The sequence below is a fragment of the Paucibacter soli genome, assembly GCF_037482845.1.
Classification (GTDB): domain Bacteria; phylum Pseudomonadota; class Gammaproteobacteria; order Burkholderiales; family Burkholderiaceae_C; genus Paucibacter_B; species Paucibacter_B soli.
The window spans coordinates 33,979-57,946 of the sequence record NZ_JBBHJW010000014.1 but is presented as its reverse complement, the minus strand read 5'-3'; the positions used below and the strand labels follow the sequence as shown (position 1 = coordinate 57,946).

Genomic DNA, 23,968 nt, shown 5'->3' with positions numbered 1-23,968 from the left:
CACGATAAGGCTCGACCTTGGCCTGAGCATCCATCTCAGATTGGGGTCGTGCGAGTGTCAATTCAGTCACGCGTCAGCCTCCCCCGTAGTGTCCCTAGGCTCTTCCGCTAAGTGCTGTAAGTCATTGAAAACACTGCAGAAGCCGGCATTGGGCTCGACCCCTTCGTTGCGGTAACGCCACGCCAGAACACCCACTTGAACAAGGGCTTGTCAACTGCCCAAGGTCATGGGCGCCGAGCCCAGCCGCGGCACGGCCTGTAGCAGGCTGCGTGTGTAGGCGTGCTGCGGCCGTTCAAGCACCGAATCGGTGCGTCCCGCCTCGACGATCGCACCGCCCTGCATCACCGCCACGGCGTCGGCGATGTACTCCACCACGCCGATGTTGTGGGTGATGAAGAGAAAGGCCAGACCCTGGCTGCGCTGCAGTTCGCGCAGCAGATTGAGGATCTGGGCTTGCACCGAGACATCCAGTGCCGAGGTCGGCTCGTCGCAGACGATCAGCCTGGGCCGGACCGCCAGCGCACGCGCGATCGCGATGCGCTGGCGCTGGCCGCCCGAAAACTCGTGCGGAAAACGCTCCAGGGCATCGCGCCGCAGGCCCACCTGGTCCAGCAGCGCCAGCAGCAGCTCGCGCCGCGCCGGCGCGTCCAGCTCGGGGCGCAGCGCCAGCAGGCCCTCCTCCAGCACCTCCATGACGCGCATGCGCGGGTTCAGAGAGGCGAACGGGTCCTGGAAGATGATCTGCACCTGGCGGCGCGCCGCGCGCAAGGCCTGACCCTGCAGACCGAACAGGTCCACCCCATCCAGCAAGGCCTGACCCTCGACACGCGCCTGCTGGCGCAGCAATTGCACGATGGCCTTGCCCGAGGTGGTCTTGCCGCAGCCCGATTCGCCCACCAGGGCCAGGGTCTGGCCGGCCGCGATATCGAAGGACACGCCGTCCACCGCCCGGAACTCGCGCCGGCCACCGCGCCGCAGCCCACCGTAGACGACGCGCAGATCGCGCACCGCCAGCAGGGGCTGCGCGCCAGGCGCTGGCGCCGCGGCCGGGGCGGTGTCGGGCCGCGCCGGTGCGGTAGTCGGCAGGGCCTCGCCGGGCGCGCTGTAGAGCAGGCAACGCACTTCATGCGTCGCTGCCTGTTGGCTCAGCAGCGGCGGCTGCGCGGCGCAGTGCCGCATGGCGCGGTCGCAGCGCGGCGCAAAACGGCAGCCCTCGAACTGCAACCACAGCGACGGCACCGTGCCGGCGATAGCCGCCAGGGCCGCGCCGCGCTTGCCGGCATCCGGCAAGGCCTGCAGCAGCAGCCGCGCATAGGGATGCTTGGGCTCGGCAAAGAACTGGGCAGCGGGTGCCAGCTCGACGATCTGGCCCGCATACATCAGCGCCACCTGATGCGCCATGCCGGCCACCACCGCCAGATCATGGGTGATGAGCAGCAGGCCCAGGCCACGCTCGCGCTGCAGCTCCATCAGCAATTGCAGGATCTGCGCCTGTATCGTCACGTCCAGCGCGGTGGTGGGCTCGTCGGCGATCAGGAAATCCGGCTCTGCGGCCAGCGCCATCGCGATCATGACGCGCTGCTTCTGCCCTCCCGACAGGCGGAACGGGTATTCGTCGATGCGACGCTCGGGCTCGGGAATGCCGACCCGCCTCAGCCAGGCTATCGCCTTGGCGCGCGCCTGGGCGCCGCGCAGGGCGGTGTGCGCCTCGATCGCCTCGACGATCTGTGCGCCCACCCGCATGACCGGATTCAGGCTGGTGGCGGGCTCCTGGAAGATCATGCCGATGCGACCGCCACGCACGCCGCGCATCTGCGCCTCGCTGAGCCCGAACACCTCGCGCCCGTCCAGCTCCAGCCGGCCCGCCGTGATGCGGCCGTTGTCGGGCAGCAGGCGCATCAGCGCCAGCGCCGTCATGCTCTTGCCGCAACCCGATTCGCCCACCAGGGCAAAGGTCTCGCCGCGCTGCAGCGTCAGCTGCATGCCGTCGATGGCGCGCACCAGGCCGGCATCGGCATCCAGGGTGACATTGAGATCGTCGATGTGCAGCATGCTCAGGCCTTGCGCGTCTTGGCCAGGCCCAGCACGCGCGGGCGCAGACTGCGGGCGCGCGGGTCGAAGGCATCGCGCACGCCATCGGCAAACAGGTTGGCGGCCAGCACCAGGCTCACCATGAAGCCGAAGGCCGCGGCAAAGCTCCACCACACCAGCGGGTCGCGCGACATCTCGGCGCGCGCCAGATTGATCATGCCGCCAAAGCTGTTCATGCCCGGGTCCACGCCCACCCCCACATAGGTCAACACCGCCTCGTAGAGGATCAGGTCCGAGAAGCTCAGCACCGTGGTGATCAGCACCAGGTGCATCACATTGGGCACGATGTGGCGCCACATGATGCGCAGCGACCCGACGCCGAAGGCGGTGGCGGCCTGCACATAGTCCAGCTCGCGCAGCTTGAGCGTCTCGCCGCGGATCAGCCGGCACAGCGTGGCCCAGCCCGTCACGCCCAGGATCAGGCACAGCAGGAACATCTTCAGGTCCGCGCGCTCCACGCTGGTCTCGAACAGATCGGGGTTCTTGTCGAGGAAGACCTGAACCATCAGCACGCAGGCGGCGATCAGCAGCACATTGGGCACCGAGGTCAGCAGGGTGTAGAGGTACTGGATCAACTCGTCCACCCAGCCCTTGAAATAGCCGGCCAGGATGCCCAGCACCAGGGCCAGCGGCAGGGTCGCGAGGGTGGAGAGCGCGCCGATCACGAAGGCGGTGCGTATGCTCTTGAGCGCCTGATAGAGCACGTCGTTGCCAGTGCGGTCGGTGCCGAACACATGGTAGTGATCCATCAGCGCGATGCTGGGCCCGCTCAGCAGCGCGGTGACCGCCAGGGTCAGCAGCACCGCGCGCAGCGGGTAATGCGTGCGGTCGCGCAGCAGGTCCTGCAGCGCCCTCCGCCATCCGCCATGGCCGGCGGCGAGCGCGGCCACCAGGCCTAAGCCCAGCAGCAGCACGGCCAGCAGGCCCCAGGCCAGCCCGCGCAGGGCGCGGCCCAGCACATCGCCGGCCCATTGCTCGGCCGGCAGGCGCAGATGGGCGCCGCCGAACTGCAGGCGCGGGTAGTCGCGGCGCAGCTCGCCGCCCTCGCTGATGTTGTCCTTGTTGAAACCCTGGTAGGCCAGCGGCGCCGAATAGCTGGTCTCGCGCATCGCCACCTGGCGCGCCAGCAGCAGGTCGAGCAGCGATTCGGTGCGGGTGCTGTAGAAGGGCTGGCCGGTCGCGCCGGCGCCCTCGACGCCATCCAGGGCGCGGCGGAAATGCAGGCTGTCCAGCAGCGTCACCGCCATGAACAGCAGCAGCACCACACCGGCACAGCAGGAGGCCGCATCGCGCAGCACGCGCGCCCAGGTGACGCGCACATGGGGCTGGCGCAGGATGCGCAGCAGATAGCCCAGCAAGGCGGCGAACATGGCCCACAGGGCCACATCGGTCCAGAGCACGACGATCTTGAACGATGACATGATTCCTAATCTTCGATGTGGGGCTCAGGACAGCCGCACGCGCGGATCCACCCAGGTGTAGGCCAGGTCGATGAGCGCATTGCTGGCCACATAAAGGGCCGCGCCCAGGAACACCATGGTGCGCACGATGGCGAAGTCCTGGCCCGAGATGGCCTCGATGATGAAGGCGCCCAGGCCGGGGATGCCGAAGAAGCTCTCGAACACCAGGCTGCCCAGGAACACATAGGGCAGGTAGGAGCCGGCGCTGGTGATGATGGGAATCAGCGCATTGCGCAGCACGTGGCGGAACAGCACCACCGGTTCGGAGAGCCCCTTGGCGCGGGCGGTGCGCACATAGTCCTTGCCCACCTCCTCCAGGAACATGGCGCGGTACAGGCGCGCCTCGCCGCCCAGGCGCGAGAGCAGCGAGAGCACGATGGGCAGGGCCAGGAACTTGATCGCGTCCAGGCCCGGCTCGTAGCCGCCGATGGGCACCAGTCGCAACAGGCGCGAGAAGAAGTATTGGCCGACGATGATGTAGAACAGGCTGGAGATCGACAGCATCAGCACGCACAGCACCACGCCCCAGAAGTCGATGCGCGTGTTGCGGAAGAACACCAGCAGCAGCGCGAAGGCGGTGCTCACGATCACCTGCAGCACAAAGAGCGGCACCGCCAGCTGCAGGCTCACGCCCATGCGCACCTTGACCTCGTGCCCGATGTTGACGGCCTGGCGCGCATCCGAGCGGCCGAAGTCCAGCAGCATCAGCGAGATCGAGCGCTCCCACAGAATCGTGTGGGTGAACTTCTGGCTGCCCGCCTGCGCTGCGTCGTAGTACAGCGGCTTGTCGTAGCCGCGCTCGGTCTTCCATTTCTCGATCTGCTCCTGGGTGACGCGCTTGCCGCCGATGTTCAGGCGCGCCATGTCGTCGGGCGTGTTGACCGAGAAGAACAGGAAGAAGGTCAGCAGGTTCACGCCCACCAGCACGGCGATGCCGTAGCCGAGGCGACGTAGCAGGTACTTGATCATGTCCTCAGGCCTCAGGCGCCGCGCGCGGTGGCGAGCTCGCGGGCGCGGAAGGAACGGCGCGTCAGCCAGGCGATCACGGCCGCGCCCGCCGCCAGCAGCAGCAGGGGCCACCAGATCGGATGGTTCCACTCGGCCTGCCTGCGCGCGCGCTCGGCGGCATCGACGCGGTAATAGCGCCCCACGTCGCGTACCACGATGCTGGGCTTGCCGTTGTAGACCCAGTGCTGGAAGGCCAGGCCCACATAGGGCCAGTAGCCCCAGGACCAGGGCGCGTCCTCGCGCACGATGGCCAGCATCTCGTCCATTACGCGCTGCTTTTCCGGGCCATCGTCCAGGGTCTGCAGGCGCTTGTAGAGGCGATCAAACGCGGGGTTCTCGTAGTTGGAGGCGTTCTCGCCCTCGAACCTGGACTTGCTGTTCGGGCCGTAGAGCAGGAACAGGAAGTTCTCGGCATCCGGATAGTCGGCCAACCAGCCCCACCAGTAGATCTGGTGCTTGCCCTTGAGCACCTTTTCCTGGAACTGGTTGAAGTCGGTGGCGCGCACGTCCAGCTGTAGCCCCAACTTGGCGAACTGCTTGACCATCCAGTCGTTCTCGGCCTTCATCTCGGGCGTGACCACGCGCATGAAGTCATAGCTCAGCACCAGGGGCTTGCCGGTGCCGGCGTCGCGCCCCTCCGGGTAGCCGGCCTCGGCCAGCAGGGCCTTGGCCTCCTCGATGGAGCGCCGTTGCACCTTGCCATCCACCATCTTGTGCGTCACCGGGTTGTGCCAGCCCGGCTGGCCCTCGCGCGAGCCGAACACGCCGGGTGGCGTGGGGCCATGGGCGGCATCGCCGCCCTTGTTGCGGAAGATGCGGCCATAGCCCTCCTCCCAGTCGATCGCGATCGAGATGGCCTGGCGCAGCTTCTTGTTGCGCTCGCGCTGCTCCGGCGTGCTGCCCTGCCCCACCACCGGATCCAGCCAGTTGAAGCCCACGTACCAGCTGCCGATGTCGGTATCCATGGGCAAGCGGTAGCCCTTCGCCGCGTAGTTGCGGAACACCTCGTCGGAGTCGCTCTTGTCCACCATGAACTCGACGCCCCAGTCAGTGCGCTCGATCTCGGGCAGGTCCAGATAGCCCTGCTTGAACAATTCCTTGCGCGGCACCCTCTCCTTGATGATGTTGGCGACGATCTTGTCGACAAAGGGCAGGCGCTTGCCGCAATCGTCCAGCAGACCGGCGGCCTTGTCGCCGGGCGCCCCCTCACAGGGGTAGCTGTCCTGGCGGTAATAGGGGTTGCGCGCCATCACATGGCGGCGGTCCTGCACATACTCGGTCATCATGAAGGGGCCGGTGCCCACCGGCCACTGGTTCCACGACAGGCTGTTCTCGTTCATGCCCGGCTGGGCATAGAAGGCGTCCACCTCCCAAGGCACGGGTGCGAAGAAGGTGGTGGCCAACCAGTACTGAAACTGCGGGTACTTGCCATTGAGCCGGATGCGCAAGGTATGCGAGTCCAGGGCCTCGGCCCCTTCCAGCGGCCACTTGCGAAAGTCCAGGAACGGCTTGTCGGCGAGGTTGTCGGGCAGGCCCTTGAGCAGCTTGGCGTTCTCCTCACGCACCCGCTGGCTGTAGGCTTTGAGGCCAAGCACATGTTCCGAGAACACACCGAACAGCGGCGCCTCGATACGCGGAGTGGCCTGGCGCTTGATGGCAAACACGAAGTCCTCAGCCACCAGCTCGCGCGTGCCCTGCTGGGCAAACTCCCAGGGCGAACGCTTGTCACCGAGCTCCGCGCGTGTGAGGCGGTGGTAGATGTACTGCCCCTGGGCATTCTTGGCAAAGGCCGGGTGCGGCGCGTAGCGCAGTCCGCGGCGGATGGGGATGTCGTAGACCGCCTGGGCGATCTGCTCGGCCGGCGCATCGTCGGGCAGACGCTCACCCTTGGCGTCCAGGTAATAGGGTTTGACTACCTCGGCCGCGGCGCGGCCCTCCAGCTGGTAGGGACGCTTGAGGTAGTGGTAGCCGTAGAGCGGCTCGTAGATATGGTAGGCGTAGGCACCCTCGGGCGCGGTGTAGGAGGCGGTCGGGTCCAGATAGCGCGGCGAGCGCTCATCGAAGGACATATAGAGCGTGTTGTCCTTCTCGGCACCGATCGGATAGGGGCTGTTGTTGCAGGCACCCAGCAGCACGCCCACGCAGGCCAGCATGCCCCAGCACAGTCGTTTCAACACGCCCCCTGCCACGACAGGTCAGTGGCCCCAGGCCAGCAGCGCGTCGCGCCCCTGCACCACCATGTCCACGCGGGCGCCCACCGGCAGGCAGACCTTGGTGGCCACGTGGCCGAAGGGCAGACCGGTGAAGATCGGCGTCTTGGTGCGCGCACGCACCGCCTCGATGGCCGTCTTCAGCGTGTAGCCACGGTCCAGCGGCGACTTCTTCCATGCGCTGAATTCACCCAGCACGATGGCCTTCTGCGCGTCCAGCACCCCCGCCTGTTGCAGCTGCAGCAGATTGCGTTCAACCCGATAGGGGTGCTCGTTGACATCCTCCAGAAACAGGATGCCTCCCTTGATGCGCGGAAGGTAGGGCGTGCCCAGCAGCGAGTTGAGCACGCACAGATTGCCGCCCCACAGGGTGCCGCGCGCCTCGAAGCCGTCGTGCCCGGCCTCGGTGCGAAAGCCCACCGCCTCCAGCAGCCCGCTCATGGCCTCGGTGAAACAACCCTGCGTCACGTCGTCCACGCCGCCCTCGGCATCGCTGCGGCCAAAGTCATCGCAGGCCAGCGGGCCAGCCCAACTCTGCAGCTTGGCCTTGGCCAGCAGCCCCAGCTGCAGCGAGGTCAGATCGCTCTGCCCGACCCAGCGGGTGCCGCGCTCCACGCTCTTGGCCAGCAAGGTCCAGTCGAGCTGGTCCAGCAAGCGCGTCAGGCCGTAGCCGCCGCGCGTGGCCAGCGCCACCGAGGGCGCGGCCCGGGCCACGCGGTGGATGGCTTGCAGGCGCGTTGCATCGTCACCGGCAAAGCGCTGATGCTTGGCCAGCGCCGCTTCGTCTATCGTCACCTCGAAGCCCAGCGCGCCCAGGCGCTTGGCGGCACGCTTGAGGGGCTGGGCCTGTGCCAGCACGCCGGCTGGGGTGTAGAGGGTCAGGGAACTCATGGTTTGAAGTCGTCCAGGTGAATGGCATCGCCCGTGGGAATGGGCTGGGATTCGCAATCGGAGTCGCTATGGGATGGTGCTTGCGCCGCGCGTGCCAGTTCGCGGCGCTTGCGTGCGGCCTCGCGCCGCTCGGCAAAGAATTCGCGCAGCAGCCTGGCCGAGGCCTCGCCCAGCAGGCCGCCCTGGATGCCGGTGTGGTGGTTGAGCTTGGCTTCGGCGAACAGGTCCAGCACCGAGCCAGCCACGCCGGTCTTGGGGTCGGGCGCGGCGAACACCACGCGTTTCAGGCGCGCATGCATCATCGCCATCGCACACATCGCGCAGGGCTCCAGGGTCACATAGAGCTCGCACTCGGGCAGGCGGTAATTGCCCAGCAAGGTGGCGGCATGGCGCAGCGCCACGATCTCGGCATGCGCGGTGGGGTCATGCGTAGTGATGGGCCGGTTGTAGCCGGTGGCGATCACCTGGCCCCGGCGCATCAGCACCGCACCCACCGGCACCTCGCCCACCAGCAGGGCGTTGTGGGCCTGGTCCAGCGCGAGCCGCATCGCGTATTCGTCGGCGGCACTGAAGGGGGCCTGCGGCTGGGGGGGATTGAATGGCTCGGTCATGGGCAGGCGAGCAAGTGTAGCAACCGTGGTCCCAAGCAGCCCCGCACAGCCGGTGCGAGCCCGGCAGCAGGACCATTGCCAAGCAGATGGCGCCGCGAGTGCTTGCGCTGGCGCAAGAAGTCATCAATGTTATGGACGCCGCGCCGCCAGAAGCTTAGAGTGATCGGGCAGATCCCGATTCCCTTTTAGGAGCAGATCATGTCAAGCGGAAAGATTCACAACTTCTCCGACAGCGGCCTGCACACTGCACTCCTGGCCGCGTTGATCGGTATCGTGGCGCTGATTCTGGTCGACGCCTTCTTCTTCACGCCCGAGGGTCGCACGCCGGTGATCTGGCGGCTGGATCGGGTGGTGGTGGAAGGCCAGGCCACGCCTCCCGGCCAGCTACCTGGCCGTTGAGTTGTGCGCCTTTGCTACATCTGCCGGAACAGGTGCAGATAGCTGCGGCTGACCGGCAGGATCTCGGGCCGACCCTTGAGATGCAGGTCGGCGGTCTCGTTCGGCCCGCGCGTCACATGGCTGACCGCATGCAGGTTCACCACCACCGAGCGGTGCACCTGCACAAAGCATTGCGGATCCAGCTGCTCCACCAGCTCGCGTATCGGCGTGCGTATCAGCGCCTCGCCCTCGTGCCAGACCACCAGGGTGTATTTCTCGTCCGAACGCATGAAGACGATCTGGTCCACCGGGATCAGCTTGAGCGTCGACCCCACGGAGGCGCGTATCCATTGCAGATGGCCCGCCGCTGAGCCAGTTGTCGAGGCCGCCGCGCCGGCGCCGCCCTCGGGCTGCATCAGCTTGCGCGCCAGGGTTTCGATCGCGGCCTGCAGATCGAGCTGCGGCGCCGGCGTGCCCGCCGCGCGCGCTCGCAGGCGCTCCTGCAGGCGCTGCACGGTGTCGGCCAGGCGCAACTCGTCCACCGGCTTCACCAGATAGTCGAGCGCGCCCTGTTCGAAGGCCTGCACAGCGTACTGCTCGTAGGCGGTGACGAACACGACCTGCGCGCGGCGCGCGATCTGGCGTGCCGCCTCCACGCCGTTCATGCCGGGCATGTGGACGTCGAGGAACACGATGTCGGGCTCATGCTGCTCGAACAGCTCCACCGCCTCGCGCCCGTTGCGCGCCTGGGCCAGCACGCGCAACTCGGGCCAGGCCGTGGCCAGGGCGCGCTGCAGGCTTTCGCGCAGCAGGGGCTCGTCGTCGGCAATCAGGGCGGTGGGGGCGGTGCTAGCGGTCATGGCGTGAAGCGGATCTCGGCGCGCAGGCCGTGGGGCCGATTCTCCTGCAGGTCGAGCGCGGCGCCCTCGCCATAGACCACCTGCAGGCGCTCGCGCAGATTGCGCAGGCCGGTGCCCGAGCCCATCTGCTGCACCAGGCCCACACCGGTGTCGGAGACCCACAAACGCACCTGCCCGTCCTCGAGCAAGCCGCCCAGTTCGATGCGCCCGCCCTCCTCGCTGGGGTCGATGCCATGGCGCACCGCATTCTCCACCAGGGTCAGCAAGGCCATGGGCGGAAAGCGCTGGCGCAGCAGCTCGGCAGGCACAGCGATCTCGTAGACCAGGCGATCCGGCATGCGCAGATGCATCAGCTCCAGATAGGCCTTCACCAGACCCAGCTCGTCGGCCAGGCAGGCGGTCTCGTCCTGCAGCCTCGGCATGGCGGCGCGCAGATAGGCGATCAGGCTGCGCAACACCGGCGCGGCCTGCGGCGATCCCGCTTCCACCAGGGCGCGCACATTGGCCAGAGTATTGAAGAGAAAGTGCGGCTCCACCTGGGCCTGCAAGAGGCGCAGGCGCGCGTCGAGTGCGCGCCGCTCCAGCTCGCTGCGCTCCAGCTCGAAGCTGAGCGCCTGGTTGCGTGCCTCAGCGTCGCGCTGACGGTACAGCGCGCCCATCGCCAGCAGCGGCCCCACCAGCAGGCCCGAACCGGCGATCCACAGAAAGCCCATCACCCGCCCCTCGCTGCGGATCAGCGAGGCGAAGTCGCCGCCCACCGCCACCAGGTAGACCAGCAGGGTGGCCACCGGCACCGCCAGCGCCACCACCAGCACCTGAAACAGCCAGCGCGCCCACCAGCGCGGCAGGCGCCGTGGCCATTGGCCCGCAGCGGCAAAGGCAAGCAGCGCCCACAGGCCGACGAACATGGTGCGGCCCACCAGCACCGGGAAGGGAGTGATGAAGATCGGGCCCAGCATCACCGCCGCCAAGCCCGCCAGGCCCAGCGCCAGCGCCAGCCGCAACGGCGTCAGGTAGGCAACGAAGCCCTGCCAGGGGCTGGGCGCTGCGGGCGATGCCGCGGGGGCAAGAGGGCTGGCGGTCGACATGGGCCGCACGATAGCGGCCTTGCGCGCCCCCACCAAGCGTCGGCGGCTGGCGGCGCGACGAACGACCGGAATCAGGCCTCGGGTGGCAGGGTCAGGGCATGGCCGGGCGGCCACACATCACTGCGTCGCGCCCGGCATTGAGCGCGAAGCGCAAGGCCTCCGCGGGCGATGACCAGGCAAAACCGCCCGCCAGGCTCTCGTCGCGATAGGTCTCGCGACGCGGCTGGCCGGCCGGCATGCGCACTACCACCACGGCGGCCACATAGCCGTACTGGCGTGGCCGCTCCAGCGCCCCCGCGTAGATCCTGAAATCCCCTGCGTCTACTTCTTGGAAATGCATGACCGACTCCTGTGCGATCAACGCATCGCCGACCGCAGCGCGACTGTGAACCTATACGCAGCGGCGCGCACCTCCCACTGAGGGGGGATGCAGATGTAAGCGACTGACCCGAGCTCGGCCAGGCCTGCGGCCGCAGATCGACGATCACATGCAACAGCATGTGTCAAGGCGCCGCCAGCCGCTCCAGCCAGGTGGCGAACTCGCCGTCCATGCTGCTGCCCCAGCCGCGCAGCAGGGCCTGGTAGCGCGGGTAGTCGCCGGCGCGGGTGAAGACCAGCATCTGGTCGATCTTGTCGCGCTGGCGCTCCATCATGAAGCGCACCGCCAGATAGCCCCAGCTGTAGATGCGCGCCTCACCGCTATTGGACTCATAGCCGGTGTCGAACAACTGACTCAGCGCAAAGGTCTTGGCGCCCGCGGCCTGCAGCGCCTTGGGATGATCGCTGCCACGCGCGAGGTACTCGGCCACACCCTCGCTCCACCACACCAGATAGGGCGTCAGCGGCGCCGGCCGCGGGCAGTTCTCGGGCGGTGCATGCGAATCATGCAGATTGGCGCAGAAGTCGCCGTAGAGGTTGTAGCGGCCATCGAGGTAGTGGACATACTCATGGCCGAGATTGCGCACCGTGCCATCGGCCCTCTGGTTGGCGACGAACTCGGCCTGGTTGCCCGCCCGACCGGGCAGGCCCTCCAGATACATGCCGCCGTTGTTGGTGGGCATGTTGAAATGGACGCCCGCATAACGCACAAAGTCGTCGCCCGAGCGATAGATATTGGCGCGCAGCGAGGTGTTCAGGTCATGCGCCATCGGCTTGCCGGCGGTGTGGAATAGCGCATGAAAGCGCGCCTCGATGGCGGCCAACTCGCGGCAGATGTCCGCCTCCTGATGGGCATCGAGCGCCTGAGAACGCAGGCTCAGGCTGGCGCTGCAGCGGTGCACGCGGCTCAGCACCTGCTCGACACCCGGGACGGCGCTGGACGGCGTCGTGGGCGCCGCGCAGGCGGCCAGCAATAGCATCACGCTGGCCGTGCTGAGGGCGCGCACGAAGGGGCGCCTACGGAAGGATGTGGAAGGCATGGACGCGGCCGCATGGTTTTGAAACAGTAACGCATATTACGATATATTTACACCATGCAAGGCGTCTCAAGATGCGCGCGAGGCGCTCCGGTTCAGGCGCTTTTCTGGGTGCGGCCGCACAGCGCGCAGGTCTGCGGCTGATCCGGCCCGACCGGGCGGAACTTGCTGCAGGACAGCAGTTTGGACGGCGGCACACCCTTTGGGCATTTGGCTCGCTTGGGCAGCGCTGCCGGCTGCTCGGCCGCTGGGCTGCTGGTGGCGCTAGGTTTGCCGCTCATGCTGAAGTCCTCGGTGTATGTAGGGGTGCCTGCCAGGCTTGTACGCGATGGCCGGGTCGCCGGCAACGCGCCGCAGCAAAGAAAATGCCCCGACGCTGGCGCGACGGGGCATTTCGTTTGGAGGAGAGGGGGGGATTCGAACCCCCGAGGCGTTTCCGCCCGCCTGATTTCGAGTCAGGTACATTCAACCACTCTGCCACCTCTCCGGTATTCGGTGCTCGCGTGGTTCAGTGCGAGTCAAGCCCGCTAGTATAGCGAACTTTTTCCAGCCTGTCAGGGTTTTGCGACTCAGCCGCGCAAAATTTCTCGGCCACCCAGATAGGGGCGCAGCACCTCGGGCACCGTGATGCTGCCATCGGCGTTCTGGTAGTTCTCCAACACCGCTACCAGCGTGCGGCCGACCGCCAGGCCGGAGCCGTTCAGGGTGTGCACCAGTTCGTTCTTGCCCTGGGCGTTCTTGAAGCGCGTCAGCATGCGCCGCGACTGGAAGGCCTCGCAATTCGAGCAGGAACTGATCTCGCGATAAGTGTTCTGCGCCGGCAGCCAGACCTCGAGGTCATAGGTTTTGGCAGAGGTGAAGCCCATGTCACCGCTGCACAGACTCACCACGCGGTACGGCAGGCCCAGCTTCTGCAGAACGGCTTCGGCATGACCCACCATCTCCTCCAGCGCCGCATAGCTCTGCTCGGGGTGAGTGATCTGCACCATCTCGACCTTGTCGAACTGATGCTGGCGGATCATGCCGCGCGTGTCGCGGCCGGCGCTGCCCGCCTCCGAGCGGAAGCAGGGGCTGTGGGCGGTCAGCTTGATGGGCAGTTGGGCGGCGTCCAGCATCTGTTCACGCACGCTGTTGGTGAGCGAGATCTCCGAGGTGGAGATCAGATACTGCTCGGCCTGTTCCTCATCGCCGCCGCGCAGCACCCAGAACATGTCTTCCTTGAACTTGGGCAGTTGTCCGGTGCCCTCGAGCACCTCGCGGTTCACGATATAGGGCGTGTAGCACTCGGTATAGCCATGCTCATCGGTCTGGGTGTTGAGCATGAACTGCGCCAGCGCGCGGTGCAGCTTGGCGGCCGGGCCGCGCAGGAAGGCGAAGCGCGAGCCGCTTAGGCGGGCGCCGGTGTCGAAATCCAGGCCCAGCGGCGCGCCCAGGTCGACATGGTCCTTGACCTCGAAGTCGAAGCTGCGCGGGCTGCCCCAGCGGCGCACTTCGACGTTGGCACTTTCGTCACCGCCGACCGGCACGGACTCATGCGGTAGATTGGGCACGCCCATCAGCATGGCGTTGAGCTCTTGCTGGATCGCGTCCAGGCGCTCGGCGCCGGCCTTCAGTTCATCGCCGATGCCGCCCACCTCGGCCATCACGGCGCTGCTGTCTTCGCCCTTGCCCTTGAGCATGCCGATCTGCTTGGACAGGCTGTTGCGGCGCGCCTGCAACTCTTCGGTGCGGGTCTGCACGCCCTTGCGCTCGGCTTCCAGCGCGGTGAAACGCGCCACATCCAGGAAGGGCTGGGGATTCTTGCGGGTATTGAGTCGCGCGATGACCGCATCCAGGTCTTTGCGCAGCAGGCTGATATCTAGCATGGGGATTCCTTGTTCAGTCCGGATTCTATGAAGCAAAGCGGCGCCACCAGCGGGCGCCGCTTGCAGCGACAACGCCCGCGTCAGGATCGGGATGAATTCGTCTCGGCCATGGACTTGTCGCCCAGGCCCAGTGGCAGTGGGAACCGCACATGCTCCTCCACGCCGGCCAAGCTGCGCACGGCGGTGGCCCCCAGGGCGCGCAGGCGGCTGATCACCGCCTGCACCAGTACGTCGGGCGCCGAGGCTCCGGCCGTGAGGCCCACACGGCTGCGGCCCTCCAGCCACTCGGCCTGCAGGTCTTCGGCGGCGTCCACCATATAGGCGGGCGTGCCCAGGCGCTCGGCCAGTTCGCGCAAGCGGTTGCTGTTGGAGCTGGTGGGGCTGCCCACCACCACCACCACGTCCACCTGCGGCGCCAGCACCTTGACGGCGTCCTGGCGGTTCTGGGTGGCGTAGCAGATATCCTGCTTCTTGGGCTCGCGCACCAGCGGGAAATGGCGCTTCACCGCCGCCAGGATCTCTGCGGCATCGTCGACGCTCAGCGTGGTCTGCGTCACCACCGCCAGCTTGGCCGGATTGACAACACGCACATGCGCCACGTCAGCCGCCTCCTCGACCAGGTAGATGCCTTCGCTGAGCTGGCCCATCGTGCCCTCGACCTCGGGATGCCCCTTGTGGCCGATCATGATGAACTCATAGCCCTCGCGGTGCAGCTTGGCCACCTCCACATGCACCTTGGTAACCAGGGGGCAGGTGGCGTCGAACACATGGAAGCCGCGCTCGGCCGCCTCGCGCCGCACCGCCTGGCTGACGCCATGCGCGCTGAACACCAGGGTGGCGCCGGCTGGCACCTCGGCCAGGTCCTCGATGAAGATCGCGCCCTTGGCCTTGAGGTCGTTCACCACATAGGTGTTGTGCACGATCTCGTGGCGCACATAGATGGGCGCGCCGAACTTGACGATGGCGCGCTCGACGATCTCGATGGCGCGGTCCACGCCGGCGCAAAAGCCGCGCGGCTCGGCCAGCAGGACCTCCTGCGGTTGGGTGATCAGGCTCATGCTCACAGCACCCCGATGACCTGCACTTCGAAGCTCACCGGCTGCCCGGCCAGCGGATGGTTGAAGTCGAACAGCAACCAGTCCTCGCCCACCTCGCGCACCAGGCCGGCATAGCTACCCTGCCCGTCCGGCGTGGGGAACTGCACCACGTCGCCGATGCCGTACTGCTCGTCGGGGTCGCCCAGCTGGCGCAGCAGCTGCAGCTTCACGCGCTGCAGCAGCTCCGGGTTGCGCGCGCCAAAGGCCTCGCCCGGCGCCAGCTCGAAACGCTGGTGCGCGCCCTCGGCCAGGCCGATCAGGCGCTGTTCGATGGCCGGGGCCAGTTCGCCATTGCCCAGCGAAAGCGTCGCCGGCTTGTCGGCAAAGGTGTTGATCAGCTCGCCGCCATCGGGGCCGGTCAAGCGGTAGTGCAGGGTCAGGAAGGACCCTTGTTGAATCAGGTTCACGGCGATTCCGGGCTTGTCCGGCTGCGTTGGTTTGGGGGGATTTTAGGCTTGGCCGACAATGCGGGCTTTTCCAGCCCCCTCCTGCCCTGCCCATGCCGCTCGATGCACTGCCGCCCGACGCGCGCCCGCGCGAAAAGCTGCTGGCACGCGGCCCCGCCAGCCTGGCCGATGCCGAACTGCTGGCCCTGCTGTTGCGCACCGGTTTCAAGGGCGTATCGGTACTGCAGCTAGCGCAGCAATTGCTTGACCATTTCGGCGGCTTGGCTGGCCTCTTGCGCGCCGATGTGACGGCCCTCGCAGCCGTCAAGGGCCTGGGTCCGGCCAAGCGTGCAGAGATCGCCGCGGTGCTCGAGATCGCGCGCCGCGCCCTGCATCAACAGCTGGAGCGCCGCACCGTCTTCGATACGCCCGACAGCGTCAAGCAGTTCCTGCGCCTGCAGCTCGACGGCCTTGGCCACGAGGTGTTCGCCCTGCTCTTCCTCGATGCCCAGCATCGCCTGATCGCGATGGAAGAACTGTTCCGCGGCACCCTCACGCAAACCTCGGTCTATCCGCGCGAGGTCGTCAAGCGGGCACTGGCCCATGGTGCGGCGGCGCTGATCCTGGCGCACAACCATCCGTCCGGCGTGGCCGAGCCCTCGCGCGCCGACGAATTGCTGACCCAGGCATTGAAGAACGCGCTGAGCCTGATCGACGTGCGGGTGCTGGATCATTTCGTGGTCGGCGGCGGCGACGCCGTCTCGATGGCCGAGCGAGGCCTGCTGTGAGCCCCAAGCCCGCCATCTTTCACAGCCTGCAGGATCTCAAGGCGCTGCAGCAGGAGTTGCTGCTGCGCCGCCGCGAGGCCGAGGAACGCGCCGAGCGCGCGGCCGCCGCGGCGCGCCTGCGCGAGCAGGAGCAGCGCCTGTTCGAGCTCAGCATTGGTGCCGTGACCCGGCTGCCCGATGCCCGGCGCGTGCTGCTGCGCGCCGAGCCGCCCACACCCGAACCGCGCCAGCGTCTGCTGGACGAACAGGCGGTGCTGCGCCAGGCGCTGTCGGACGATTTCGACGTCGACTCGCTGCTGGAGACCGACGAGACCCTGTCGTTCCGGCGCGCCGAGCTGGGCCCCGAGACGGTGCGCAAGCTACGCCGCGGCCATTGGGCCCTGCAGGGCCAGATCGACCTGCACGGCCTGCGCCGCGACCAGGCGCGCGAAGCGCTGGGCGCCTTCGTGCATGAAAGCGCCAGGCGCGGCCTGCGCTGCGTGCGCGTGGTGCATGGCAAGGGCAACGGCTCGCCGGGGCGCGAACCGGTGCTGAAAAGCCGCGTGCGCCGTTGGCTGGTGCAGAAGCAGGAGGTGCTGGCCTTTGTGCAGGCGCGCGCCAGCGATGGCGGGGCCGGTGCGCTGATGGTGCTGCTGGGTCAGCCCTGACGCTGATCAGACATTGCGCATCCAGTCGGCCGTGTTCATGAAGGAGGCGTCGAGGCGCTGCCGCAACTCAGCGTCCAGCTCGGTTTCCAGCATGGCACGGCGCATGCAGTCCATCCACTGATCGCGCTCGGCAATGCCGATTGCAAACGGCAGGTGGCGCGCGCGCAGGCGCGGGTGGCCAAAGCGCTCGATGTAATAGTCGGGGCCGCCCAGCCATCCGCACAGAAACCAGTGCAGCTTGTCGCGCGAGCCGTCCAGGCTGCCGGGATGCAGGGCGCGCAGCGGCGCATAGGCCGGCTCCAGCTCCATCAGATCGTAGAAGCGGTCCACCAGGGCGCGCACGGCGGCCTCGCCCCCCACCCGGTCGAAGGCCGTCGCCGGCGTATTCGTCTCAGCCATGGGCGATTCAGCCAAGCACCTTGCTGGCCAGTGCCTTGATGGCCTGGGCCGCATCGCTGCCCGGGTAATGCTCCATCAGCAGCTGGCGCTTCAGCACCGCCTGGCGCACCGCCTGGTCGTTCTTCACCTCGCCCAGCAGATCGAGCCGGAAGGTTTGGCCCGGCGTGGGGCCCACAAAGCGCTGCAGCACCTGCTGCAGCTGGCCACAGATCAGCTTGCCTTCGCCGGGCCGGTTGGCCTGGTTCACCACCAGACCCACCTCGCGGCGCCCCTGCTGGGTGGCCAGCACCTTGATGGTGGCGTAGGCGTCGGTCAGCGAAGTCGGCTCCGGCGTGGCCACCACTAGTACATCGGTGGCCAGCGAGACGGCGAACAGCACCACGTCGGAGATGCCCGCGCCGGTATCGAGCAGCACCCAATCGAAGCGCGGTTTCACCAGATCGATGATGGAGAGCAGCTTGTCGCGCACCTCGGCCGTAAGGCGCGAATACTCGACCATGCCCGAGCCGGCCAGCAGCACATGGAAGCCCCCAGGGGCGGGCAGGATGGCCTGCTCCAGCGTGGCCTTCTCGGTAAACACATCGTGCAGGGTGAGCTTGGGATGCAGGTTCAGCACCACATCCAGATTGGCCAGGCCAAGGTCGGCATCCAGCACCAGCACCTTCTGGCCGCGCGCGGCCAGGGCGGCGGCCAGATTGGCCGTGACGAAGGTCTTGCCCACACCGCCCTTGCCGCTGGTGACGGCAAGGGTGCGTGCGACGGCGCGACCCGACTTCGAAGGAGCAGCAGGCGCCATGGTGGTAGTCATTCGCTTTCCTGTTGCGTTACGGCAAACAACATGCCTTTTTCCTCTGCGCTGACGAGCGACTCCACCTGACTCTCCAGGCAGGCACGGTTGCGGCCCTCGGCCTTGGCGCGATACAGCTGGCGATCGGCACGCTCCATCCACAGCAGAGACGATGAACGCACCCACTGCGGGGCGTAGGCGCCGCCCAGGCTGATGGTGACGCGCAGGCTCTGCGCCGGCGTGACCGGCACCTCCATCGCAGCGACGCGCTCGCGTATGCGCTCGGCCACGGTCACGCCGAAGCTGGGCGGGCAACTCGGCAAAATGATCGCAAACTCCTCCCCGCCCACACGTGCCACGGTATCCATGGGCCGCACGGTCTGGCCAATCGCGTCGGCCACCGCCTTGATCACCAAATCCCCGGCAGCATGACCGTAGGTGTCGTTGACGGCCTTGAAATGATCGATGTCCAGCACCAGCAGCAGCGCCGATTCGCCCGAACGCGCCACCCGGTCGACCTCGCGCGACAACGCCATCTCGAAGCTGCGGCGGTTCACCAGGCCGGTGAGCGCATCCTTGCTGGAAAGGTCGCACAGCGCATCGATCACGCCTTGCAGCCATGCCGCGCTGAAGGGCTCGGCCTCGGGCAGCATGGCACCGGCCTGTTGCAGGAGTTGCAAGGCCAGTTCGAGTCGCAATTCGCTGGCGTCGACCGGACGGGGTGTTGCGCTGGGTTCCAAGGGGCTCCTGGGGTAGTGCCGGGGCAGTCTAGCAGCGGGGCAGCGCCTCAATCCGTGCAAAAAAACATCCAAGCACCGGCCTGTTCGCCATTTAGCCTCGCCAGGCTGGCGCACAAACTCCAGAAACCCGAGAATCCCCCGGAGTGCGCATGCCTGCGCAGCCGCCAACCAGAAGAAGCGAGCCCTACATGCGCCCAGGAACGCCTCAGTCCACGGCAACCGAAGCGGTCGACCACGAGTTCAGCTTCAGCCGCGCCGACTTTGATCGCGTACGCCAACTCATCTACCAGCATGCCGGCATCAGCCTGCACGATGGCAAGCACGCGATGGTCTACAGCCGGCTCTCGCGCCGCCTGCGCGACACCGGCCACCGCAGTTTTGCCGACTATCTGCAATGGCTGGAGCAGGCCAGCGGCCCGCAGGGCGAGCAGGAGTGGCAGGAGTTCGTCAACTGCCTGACCACCAACCTGACCTCCTTCTTCCGCGAGGAGCACCATTTCCATTGCCTGGCCGACGACCTGAAGGCGGTCAACAGCAAGCCGGTGCGCATCTGGTGCTGCGCCGCGTCCACGGGCGAGGAGCCCTATTCCATTGCCATGACCTGCGCGGAGTCGCTGGGCTCGGGCGCACAGGTGCAGATCGTGGCCAGCGATATTGACACCAATGTGCTCAATACCGCCAAGCGCGGCGTTTACAGTGCCGACTCGCGCGGCCTCTCGCCGGCACGGCTGAAGAACTTCTTCATGCGCGGAACCGGCGCCAACGACGGGCGCATCCGCGTCAAGCCCGAGCTGGCGCGCAGCATTGAATTCCGCACCCTCAACCTGATGCACACCCAATGGTCGCTGGGCGAGCCCTTTCACATGGTGTTCTGCCGCAATGTGATGATTTATTTCGACGCACCGACGCAGCGCAAGGTGCTGGAGCGCATCCACAAGGTGATGCGGCCGCACGGCCTGCTGTTCGTCGGGCACTCGGAGAACTTCACCGAGTCCAAGGACTTGTTCCGCCTGCGCGGCAAGACCATTTACGAGCGCGTCTGAGGCTGCGCTCAAGTCCACCCTGTAACCGGCCGAAAACCAACCAATGAGCACGCCCCTGCCCCCGTCCGGAGCCAGCGCCGGCAGCTATCTCGCCGGTGGCCCCGGCGCCGCCCGCGTGGCCCAGCTCAAGGCGCAGTCGCGCAAGCAGGGCGAAGCCTCCTTCTTCTTCTACGACGCGCATTTCAAGAACGCCGCGGTCAAGGTGCTGCCCGGCGAATATTTCGTCGACAACGAGGACCTGCTGGTGATGACCACGCTAGGCTCCTGCATCGCCGCCTGCCTGTGGGACCGCCACGCACAAATCGGCGGCATGAACCACTTCATGCTGCCCGAGGGCACCGGCGACTCGGGTCGCTACGGCTCCTTCGCGATGGAACTGCTGATCAACGAGATGATGAAGCGCGGCGCCTCCAAGAGCCGCATGGAAGCCAAGATCTTCGGCGGCGGCGCCGTCATCTCCGGCATGAACACCATCAATGTCGGCGAACGCAACACCAACTTCGTGCTCGACTACCTGAAGACCGAGCGCATCCCGATTGTTTCCAAAGACGTCATGGACATCTATCCCCGCAAAGTCTGTTTTCTGCCGCACAGCGGCAAGGCCATGGTCAAGCGCCTGGCGCCGACCAATACCGATGCGCTGATCCAGCAGGACCGCGCAGCGGCGCAGAAGGCCCAACCCGTGGTGGCCAGCGGCGGCTCCATCGATTTGTTCTGAGCCGGCGCGCACGAGGAGTTTTCAAGAATGGCCAAGATCAAAGTCGTGGTGGTGGATGACTCGGCGCTGGTGCGCAGCATCCTCACCGAGATCATCAATCGTCAGACCGACATGGAATGCATAGGCGCGGCCGCCGACCCCCTGGTGGCGCGCGAGATGATCCGCAACCTCAATCCGGACGTGATCACGCTGGACGTGGAAATGCCCAAGATGGACGGGCTGGACTTCCTCTCGCGCCTGATGCGCTTGCGGCCCATGCCGGTGGTGATGGTGTCCACGCTGACCGAGCGCGGCGCCGAGGTCACCATGAAGGCGCTGGAGCTGGGCGCGGTGGACTTCGTCGCCAAGCCCAAGATCGGCGTGGCCGACGGCATCCGCCTGCTGGCCCAGGACATCACCGACAAGATCCGCATCGCCTCCAAGGCCCGCATCCACCGCAGCCATGCGGCCCCCGCCAGCGCCGCCGCACCCGGCGCGGCGCCGGCGCCCAAGCCCGTGCCAATGGCCAGCCTGGGCCGGCTCTCCACCGAGAAGATCATCTTCATCGGTGCCTCCACCGGCGGCACCGAGGCTACCAAGGACGTGCTCATCAACCTGCCCGCCGACTGCCCGGCCGTGGTGATCACACAGCACATGCCGCCTGGCTTCACGCGCAGCTATGCGGCGCGCCTGGACGGGCTGTGCCGCATCCGTGTGAAGGAGGCCCAGGACGGCGAGCGTGTGCTGCCTGGGCACGGCTATATCGCACCCGGGGGCATGCACCTGAGCGTGGAACGCTCGGGCGCCAACTACATTGCGCGCGTGCAGGACGGCGAGCCGGTGAACCGCCACAAGCCCTCGGTGGAGGTGCTGTTCAACTCCGCCGCCCGCGTGGTGGGGCCCAACGCGCTGGGCATCATGCTCACCGGCATGGGCGCCGACGGCGCCAAGGCCATGAAGGCGATGAAGGACGCCGGCGCCTACAACCTGGTGCAGGACGAAGCCAGCTGCGTGGTGTTCGGCATGCCCCGCGAGGCCATCAACGCCGGTGCCGCCGACGAGGTGCTGCCGCTGGACCAGATCGCGCCGCGCCTGCTGGAGCGCCTGCGCAGCACCGCCGGCTTCTCCACCAATCGCGTGTAGTTTCGCAGCCCTGTCATCAACTGTCGGCAAGCTCGCTGCTTGAGCGAGCCTACCGACATGATGACCACTCTCCCTGACCGCCAGCAAGCCCTGCCCATGCAGGTGCAGACCCTCATCGCCGAGGATCTGCTGCACACCCTGTTCCAGCCCATCGTGAAGCTGGACTGCGGCGAAATCTACGGCCATGAGGCGCTGGTGCGGGGCCCCGCCGGCTCGGCGCTGGAATACCCCGACGCGTTGTTTGCTGCCGGCCGCCGCGAGGGCCTGACGGTGGAGCTGGAGGTGCGCTGCGCGCTGCAGGCGCTGAAGGATTGGGCGCGGCTGAAGCTGCCCGGCAAACTGCTCGTCAATATGAGCGCCGCGGCGTTGGCACGCGCCGTGAGCGACGCCTATTGGGCGCGCGGCCTGGGCCTGTGCGAGCGTATCGGCATCGCACCGGCCGACATCATCATCGAGCTGACCGAGCATGAACGCGTCGCCGACATCGAAGCCCTGCGCCAGGGCCTGACGCGCCTGCGCCGACTGGGCGTGGGCATCGCGCTGGACGACTTCGGCGACGGCCGCTCCTCGCTGCGCCTGTGGTCCGAGATCCAGCCCCAACTGGTCAAGATCGACAAATACTTCACCCACCACCTGCCCGCCCACGCCGAGAAGCTGCAGACCTTTCGCGCCCTGCTGCAGCTGGCCGAGACCTTTGGTGCCCAGCTGGTGGCCGAGGGCATCGAAAGCCCGGAAGAGCTGCGCGTGTTGCGCGATCTGGGCGTAGCCTTCGGCCAGGGCTGGCTGCTGGGCCGACCCGGCCCGGCGGGCCATCGCGAGGTGCTGGGGCCGGCTGCCGAGGTGCTGGCCAGCGCCGACATCGCGGTGCTGCCAGAGTTGCGCCGCGCCGGCGGCAGCAGTATCTGCGCCGAGCAGCTGATGGTGACGGCACCCACCCTGCACGAGAGCGCCAGCAACGAGCAGCTCTACCGCCTCTTCAACGCGCATGAGCAATTGCACGCGGTGGCCATACTCAACGACGCCGGCATTCCGGTGGCCCTGGTGGACCGTGCCCAGTTCATCGGCCGCTGGGCCAAGCCCTTCTTCAACGATCTCTACGGGCGCCACGCCTGTACCCTGTTCGCCAATGCCTCGCCGCTGGTCGTCGATGCCGCCACCGGCATCGAGGCGCTCACCCGCGTGCTGACCTCGGCCGACCAACGTTATCTGCGCGAGGGCTTCATCATCACGCGCGCGGGTCGCTATCTGGGGCTGGGCACGGGTGAACAGCTGGTTCGCTCGGTCACCGAGGCGCGCATCGAGGCGGCGCGCCATGCCAATCCGCTGACCTTTCTGCCCGGCAACATCCCGCTCAGCCAGCACATCGGCCGCCTGCTGACGAGCGGGCGCGAGTTCGTCGCCGCCTATGCCGACCTGAATCACTTCAAGCCCTTCAACGACGAGTACGGCTACTGGCGCGGCGACGAGATGATCCGCCTGCTGGCGCGCGTGGCCAGCGCGCATTGCGACAGCCAGCGCGACTTCCTCGGCCATGTGGGCGGCGACGATTTCGTGATGCTGTTCCAGAGCGACGACTGGGAACAGCGCTGCGAGCTCATCGTCGAGCGTTTCAACGAGCTGGCGCGCAAGCTCTTCGACGCCGCGGCGCTGGAAGCCGGCGGCATCATGGCCGAGGATCGCCAGGGCAATCTGCGCTTCCACCCCTGCACCACGCTGTCGATCGGCGCGGTGCGCGTCAGCCCGGGCAGCCTGCATCGCTCGGAGGATGTGGCCAGCGCGGCGGCCACCGCCAAGCGCCATGCCAAGCATGGCGCCCTGGGCATTTATGTGATGGCCAGCTGAGGCTCACCGGCGGCGAAAACGGCCGACTGGATCAGGCCGCCGTCAACGTCGTAGATGGCAGCCATCTCCAGCTGGCCCGGCCCTTCAGGTTAGGTCCGGCTCATGCCCCTCGGCCACCGACGTAGCCAGGTAGAGGTATTGGCGGGCCTGGGGCGCATAGGTCGCCAGCCAAGCGTCCATATTGCGGGCGTTGTAGGCCTCCAGCTGGCGCTGGATCAGCTCGGCAGGACTCGTTGGCAGGGGCATGCGATTGGGCTAGAAGTTGGGTGGCAGAAGTGGGCTGAGGCTGCGCAGGCGGCAACTCATACAGCTCCGCCCCCAGCTGCGCCGGTGCCGCCCAGCAGGTGCACAACAGGCTGCTGGCAGCGGCGGCGCTCAGGGCCATGGCGGTGGTGGCGAGATAGACAGCGAGGGGATGTTTGCTCATGAGAATCTCCTGATGCAGTGCTGGTCATATTAAGCATTAATACCCGCCGGCAATAGCGCGAAAATCGGGCCATCTTGTTCAGCTTTGCTTACCAG

25 protein-coding genes and 1 tRNA gene are annotated in these 23,968 nt (G+C 67.1%); 7 read left to right on the top strand and 19 right to left on the bottom strand.

The features are described 5' to 3' along the window. Positions 1-210: 210 nt before the first annotated feature. From WG898_RS23805 to tadA, 6 genes are read right to left on the bottom strand one after another with little or no spacing between them, the layout of a single operon-like run. On the bottom strand, positions 211-2,052 hold the full coding sequence (locus WG898_RS23805; protein ID WP_339605266.1) for an ABC transporter ATP-binding protein: 1,842 nt from the start codon (positions 2,050-2,052) through the stop codon (positions 211-213). 2 nt (positions 2,053-2,054) lie between these two features. Next, positions 2,055-3,512, bottom strand: a complete 1,458-nt coding sequence (locus WG898_RS23800) for an ABC transporter permease (protein ID WP_339605265.1) — start codon at positions 3,510-3,512, stop codon at positions 2,055-2,057. Between the two features lie 24 nt (positions 3,513-3,536). Beyond that, positions 3,537-4,520, bottom strand: a complete 984-nt coding sequence (locus WG898_RS23795) for an ABC transporter permease (protein ID WP_339605264.1) — start codon at positions 4,518-4,520, stop codon at positions 3,537-3,539. A gap of 11 nt (positions 4,521-4,531) precedes the next feature. Beyond that, positions 4,532-6,736, bottom strand: a complete 2,205-nt coding sequence (locus tag WG898_RS23790) for an ABC transporter substrate-binding protein (protein WP_444718995.1) — start codon at positions 6,734-6,736, stop codon at positions 4,532-4,534. A gap of 18 nt (positions 6,737-6,754) precedes the next feature. Beyond that, a complete protein-coding gene (locus WG898_RS23785) occupies positions 6,755-7,660 on the bottom strand; it encodes an LD-carboxypeptidase (RefSeq protein WP_339605262.1) in 906 nt (301 codons plus the stop codon). Then, entirely contained in the window at positions 7,657-8,271 is a 615-nt protein-coding gene (gene tadA, locus WG898_RS23780) for a tRNA adenosine(34) deaminase TadA (protein WP_339605261.1), read from the bottom strand. Before tadA ends, WG898_RS23785 begins: the two co-directional genes overlap by 4 nt. A gap of 198 nt (positions 8,272-8,469) precedes the next feature. Here tadA and WG898_RS23775 point away from each other — a divergent pair, with 198 nt between their 5' ends. After that, on the top strand, positions 8,470-8,670 hold the full coding sequence (locus WG898_RS23775; protein ID WP_339605260.1) for a hypothetical protein: 201 nt from the start codon (positions 8,470-8,472) through the stop codon (positions 8,668-8,670). Positions 8,671-8,684: 14 nt separating this feature from the next. Here WG898_RS23775 and WG898_RS23770 read toward each other — a convergent pair whose 3' ends face one another. From WG898_RS23770 to WG898_RS23730, 9 genes are all read right to left on the bottom strand, one after another. Continuing rightward, positions 8,685-9,509: a LytR/AlgR family response regulator transcription factor gene (locus WG898_RS23770; protein WP_339605259.1), complete on the bottom strand. Its 825-nt coding sequence runs from the start codon at positions 9,507-9,509 to the stop codon at positions 8,685-8,687. After that, a complete protein-coding gene (locus WG898_RS23765) occupies positions 9,506-10,597 on the bottom strand; it encodes a sensor histidine kinase (RefSeq protein WP_339605258.1) in 1,092 nt (363 codons plus the stop codon). Before WG898_RS23765 ends, WG898_RS23770 begins: the two co-directional genes overlap by 4 nt. A gap of 91 nt (positions 10,598-10,688) precedes the next feature. Further along, on the bottom strand, positions 10,689-10,937 hold the full coding sequence (locus tag WG898_RS23760; protein ID WP_339605257.1) for a hypothetical protein: 249 nt from the start codon (positions 10,935-10,937) through the stop codon (positions 10,689-10,691). A gap of 163 nt (positions 10,938-11,100) precedes the next feature. Beyond that, the gene (locus WG898_RS23755) at positions 11,101-12,015 is read right to left on the bottom strand and encodes a collagenase (RefSeq protein ID WP_339605256.1); all 915 of its coding nucleotides are present in this window, start codon (positions 12,013-12,015) and stop codon (positions 11,101-11,103) included. A gap of 92 nt (positions 12,016-12,107) precedes the next feature. Further along, a complete protein-coding gene (locus tag WG898_RS23750; protein ID WP_339605255.1) occupies positions 12,108-12,293 on the bottom strand; it encodes a hypothetical protein in 186 nt (61 codons plus the stop codon). A gap of 118 nt (positions 12,294-12,411) precedes the next feature. Beyond that, a tRNA-Ser gene (locus WG898_RS23745) sits at positions 12,412-12,499 on the bottom strand. Positions 12,500-12,581: 82 nt separating this feature from the next. Further along, on the bottom strand, positions 12,582-13,877 hold the full coding sequence (gene serS, locus WG898_RS23740; RefSeq protein ID WP_339605254.1) for a serine--tRNA ligase: 1,296 nt from the start codon (positions 13,875-13,877) through the stop codon (positions 12,582-12,584). Positions 13,878-13,957: 80 nt separating this feature from the next. Continuing rightward, positions 13,958-14,935, bottom strand: coding sequence for a 4-hydroxy-3-methylbut-2-enyl diphosphate reductase (gene ispH, locus WG898_RS23735; RefSeq protein ID WP_444718994.1), 978 nt, complete (start codon positions 14,933-14,935; stop codon positions 13,958-13,960). Positions 14,936-14,937: 2 nt separating this feature from the next. Beyond that, entirely contained in the window at positions 14,938-15,381 is a 444-nt protein-coding gene (locus tag WG898_RS23730) for an FKBP-type peptidyl-prolyl cis-trans isomerase (RefSeq protein WP_339605253.1), read from the bottom strand. Positions 15,382-15,473: 92 nt separating this feature from the next. On the opposite strand from WG898_RS23730, the gene radC reads away from it, so the two are divergent. After that, positions 15,474-16,148, top strand: a complete 675-nt coding sequence (radC, locus tag WG898_RS23725; RefSeq protein ID WP_339605252.1) for a RadC family protein — start codon at positions 15,474-15,476, stop codon at positions 16,146-16,148. Then, a complete protein-coding gene (locus tag WG898_RS23720; protein ID WP_339605251.1) occupies positions 16,145-16,795 on the top strand; it encodes a Smr/MutS family protein in 651 nt (216 codons plus the stop codon). The genes radC and WG898_RS23720 overlap by 4 nt, the downstream gene beginning before the upstream one ends. 6 nt (positions 16,796-16,801) lie before the next feature. Here the strand turns inward: WG898_RS23720 and WG898_RS23715 are convergent, their stop codons facing one another. The 3 genes from WG898_RS23715 to WG898_RS23705 are packed head-to-tail and all read right to left on the bottom strand — an operon-like array spanning position 16,802 to position 18,721. Continuing rightward, the gene (locus WG898_RS23715) at positions 16,802-17,194 is read right to left on the bottom strand and encodes a group II truncated hemoglobin (protein WP_339605250.1); all 393 of its coding nucleotides are present in this window, start codon (positions 17,192-17,194) and stop codon (positions 16,802-16,804) included. Positions 17,195-17,201: 7 nt separating this feature from the next. Further along, positions 17,202-18,002, bottom strand: coding sequence for a MinD/ParA family protein (locus WG898_RS23710; RefSeq protein ID WP_339605249.1), 801 nt, complete (start codon positions 18,000-18,002; stop codon positions 17,202-17,204). Further along, on the bottom strand, positions 17,999-18,721 hold the full coding sequence (locus WG898_RS23705) for a GGDEF domain-containing protein (RefSeq protein WP_339605248.1): 723 nt from the start codon (positions 18,719-18,721) through the stop codon (positions 17,999-18,001). The genes WG898_RS23710 and WG898_RS23705 overlap by 4 nt, the downstream gene beginning before the upstream one ends. A gap of 188 nt (positions 18,722-18,909) precedes the next feature. On the opposite strand from WG898_RS23705, the gene WG898_RS23700 reads away from it, so the two are divergent. Genes WG898_RS23700 through WG898_RS23685 form a run of 4 tightly spaced genes read left to right on the top strand, consistent with a single transcriptional unit; the run spans position 18,910 to position 23,446 of the window. Beyond that, positions 18,910-19,764, top strand: a complete 855-nt coding sequence (locus WG898_RS23700) for a CheR family methyltransferase (RefSeq protein WP_339605247.1) — start codon at positions 18,910-18,912, stop codon at positions 19,762-19,764. A gap of 43 nt (positions 19,765-19,807) precedes the next feature. Then, complete coding sequence (cheD, locus tag WG898_RS23695; protein ID WP_339605246.1) at positions 19,808-20,482, top strand: chemoreceptor glutamine deamidase CheD; 675 nt, start codon at positions 19,808-19,810, stop codon at positions 20,480-20,482. 27 nt (positions 20,483-20,509) lie between these two features. After that, positions 20,510-21,604 (top strand): protein-glutamate methylesterase/protein-glutamine glutaminase, encoded by a 1,095-nt coding sequence (locus WG898_RS23690; RefSeq protein ID WP_339605245.1) that lies wholly within the window; start codon positions 20,510-20,512, stop codon positions 21,602-21,604. Positions 21,605-21,661: 57 nt separating this feature from the next. Further along, positions 21,662-23,446, top strand: a complete 1,785-nt coding sequence (locus WG898_RS23685; protein WP_339605244.1) for an EAL domain-containing protein — start codon at positions 21,662-21,664, stop codon at positions 23,444-23,446. 84 nt (positions 23,447-23,530) lie between these two features. Here the strand turns inward: WG898_RS23685 and WG898_RS23680 are convergent, their stop codons facing one another. Beyond that, positions 23,531-23,692: a hypothetical protein gene (locus WG898_RS23680; protein ID WP_339605243.1), complete on the bottom strand. Its 162-nt coding sequence runs from the start codon at positions 23,690-23,692 to the stop codon at positions 23,531-23,533. Between the last annotated feature and the right edge of the window lie 276 nt (positions 23,693-23,968).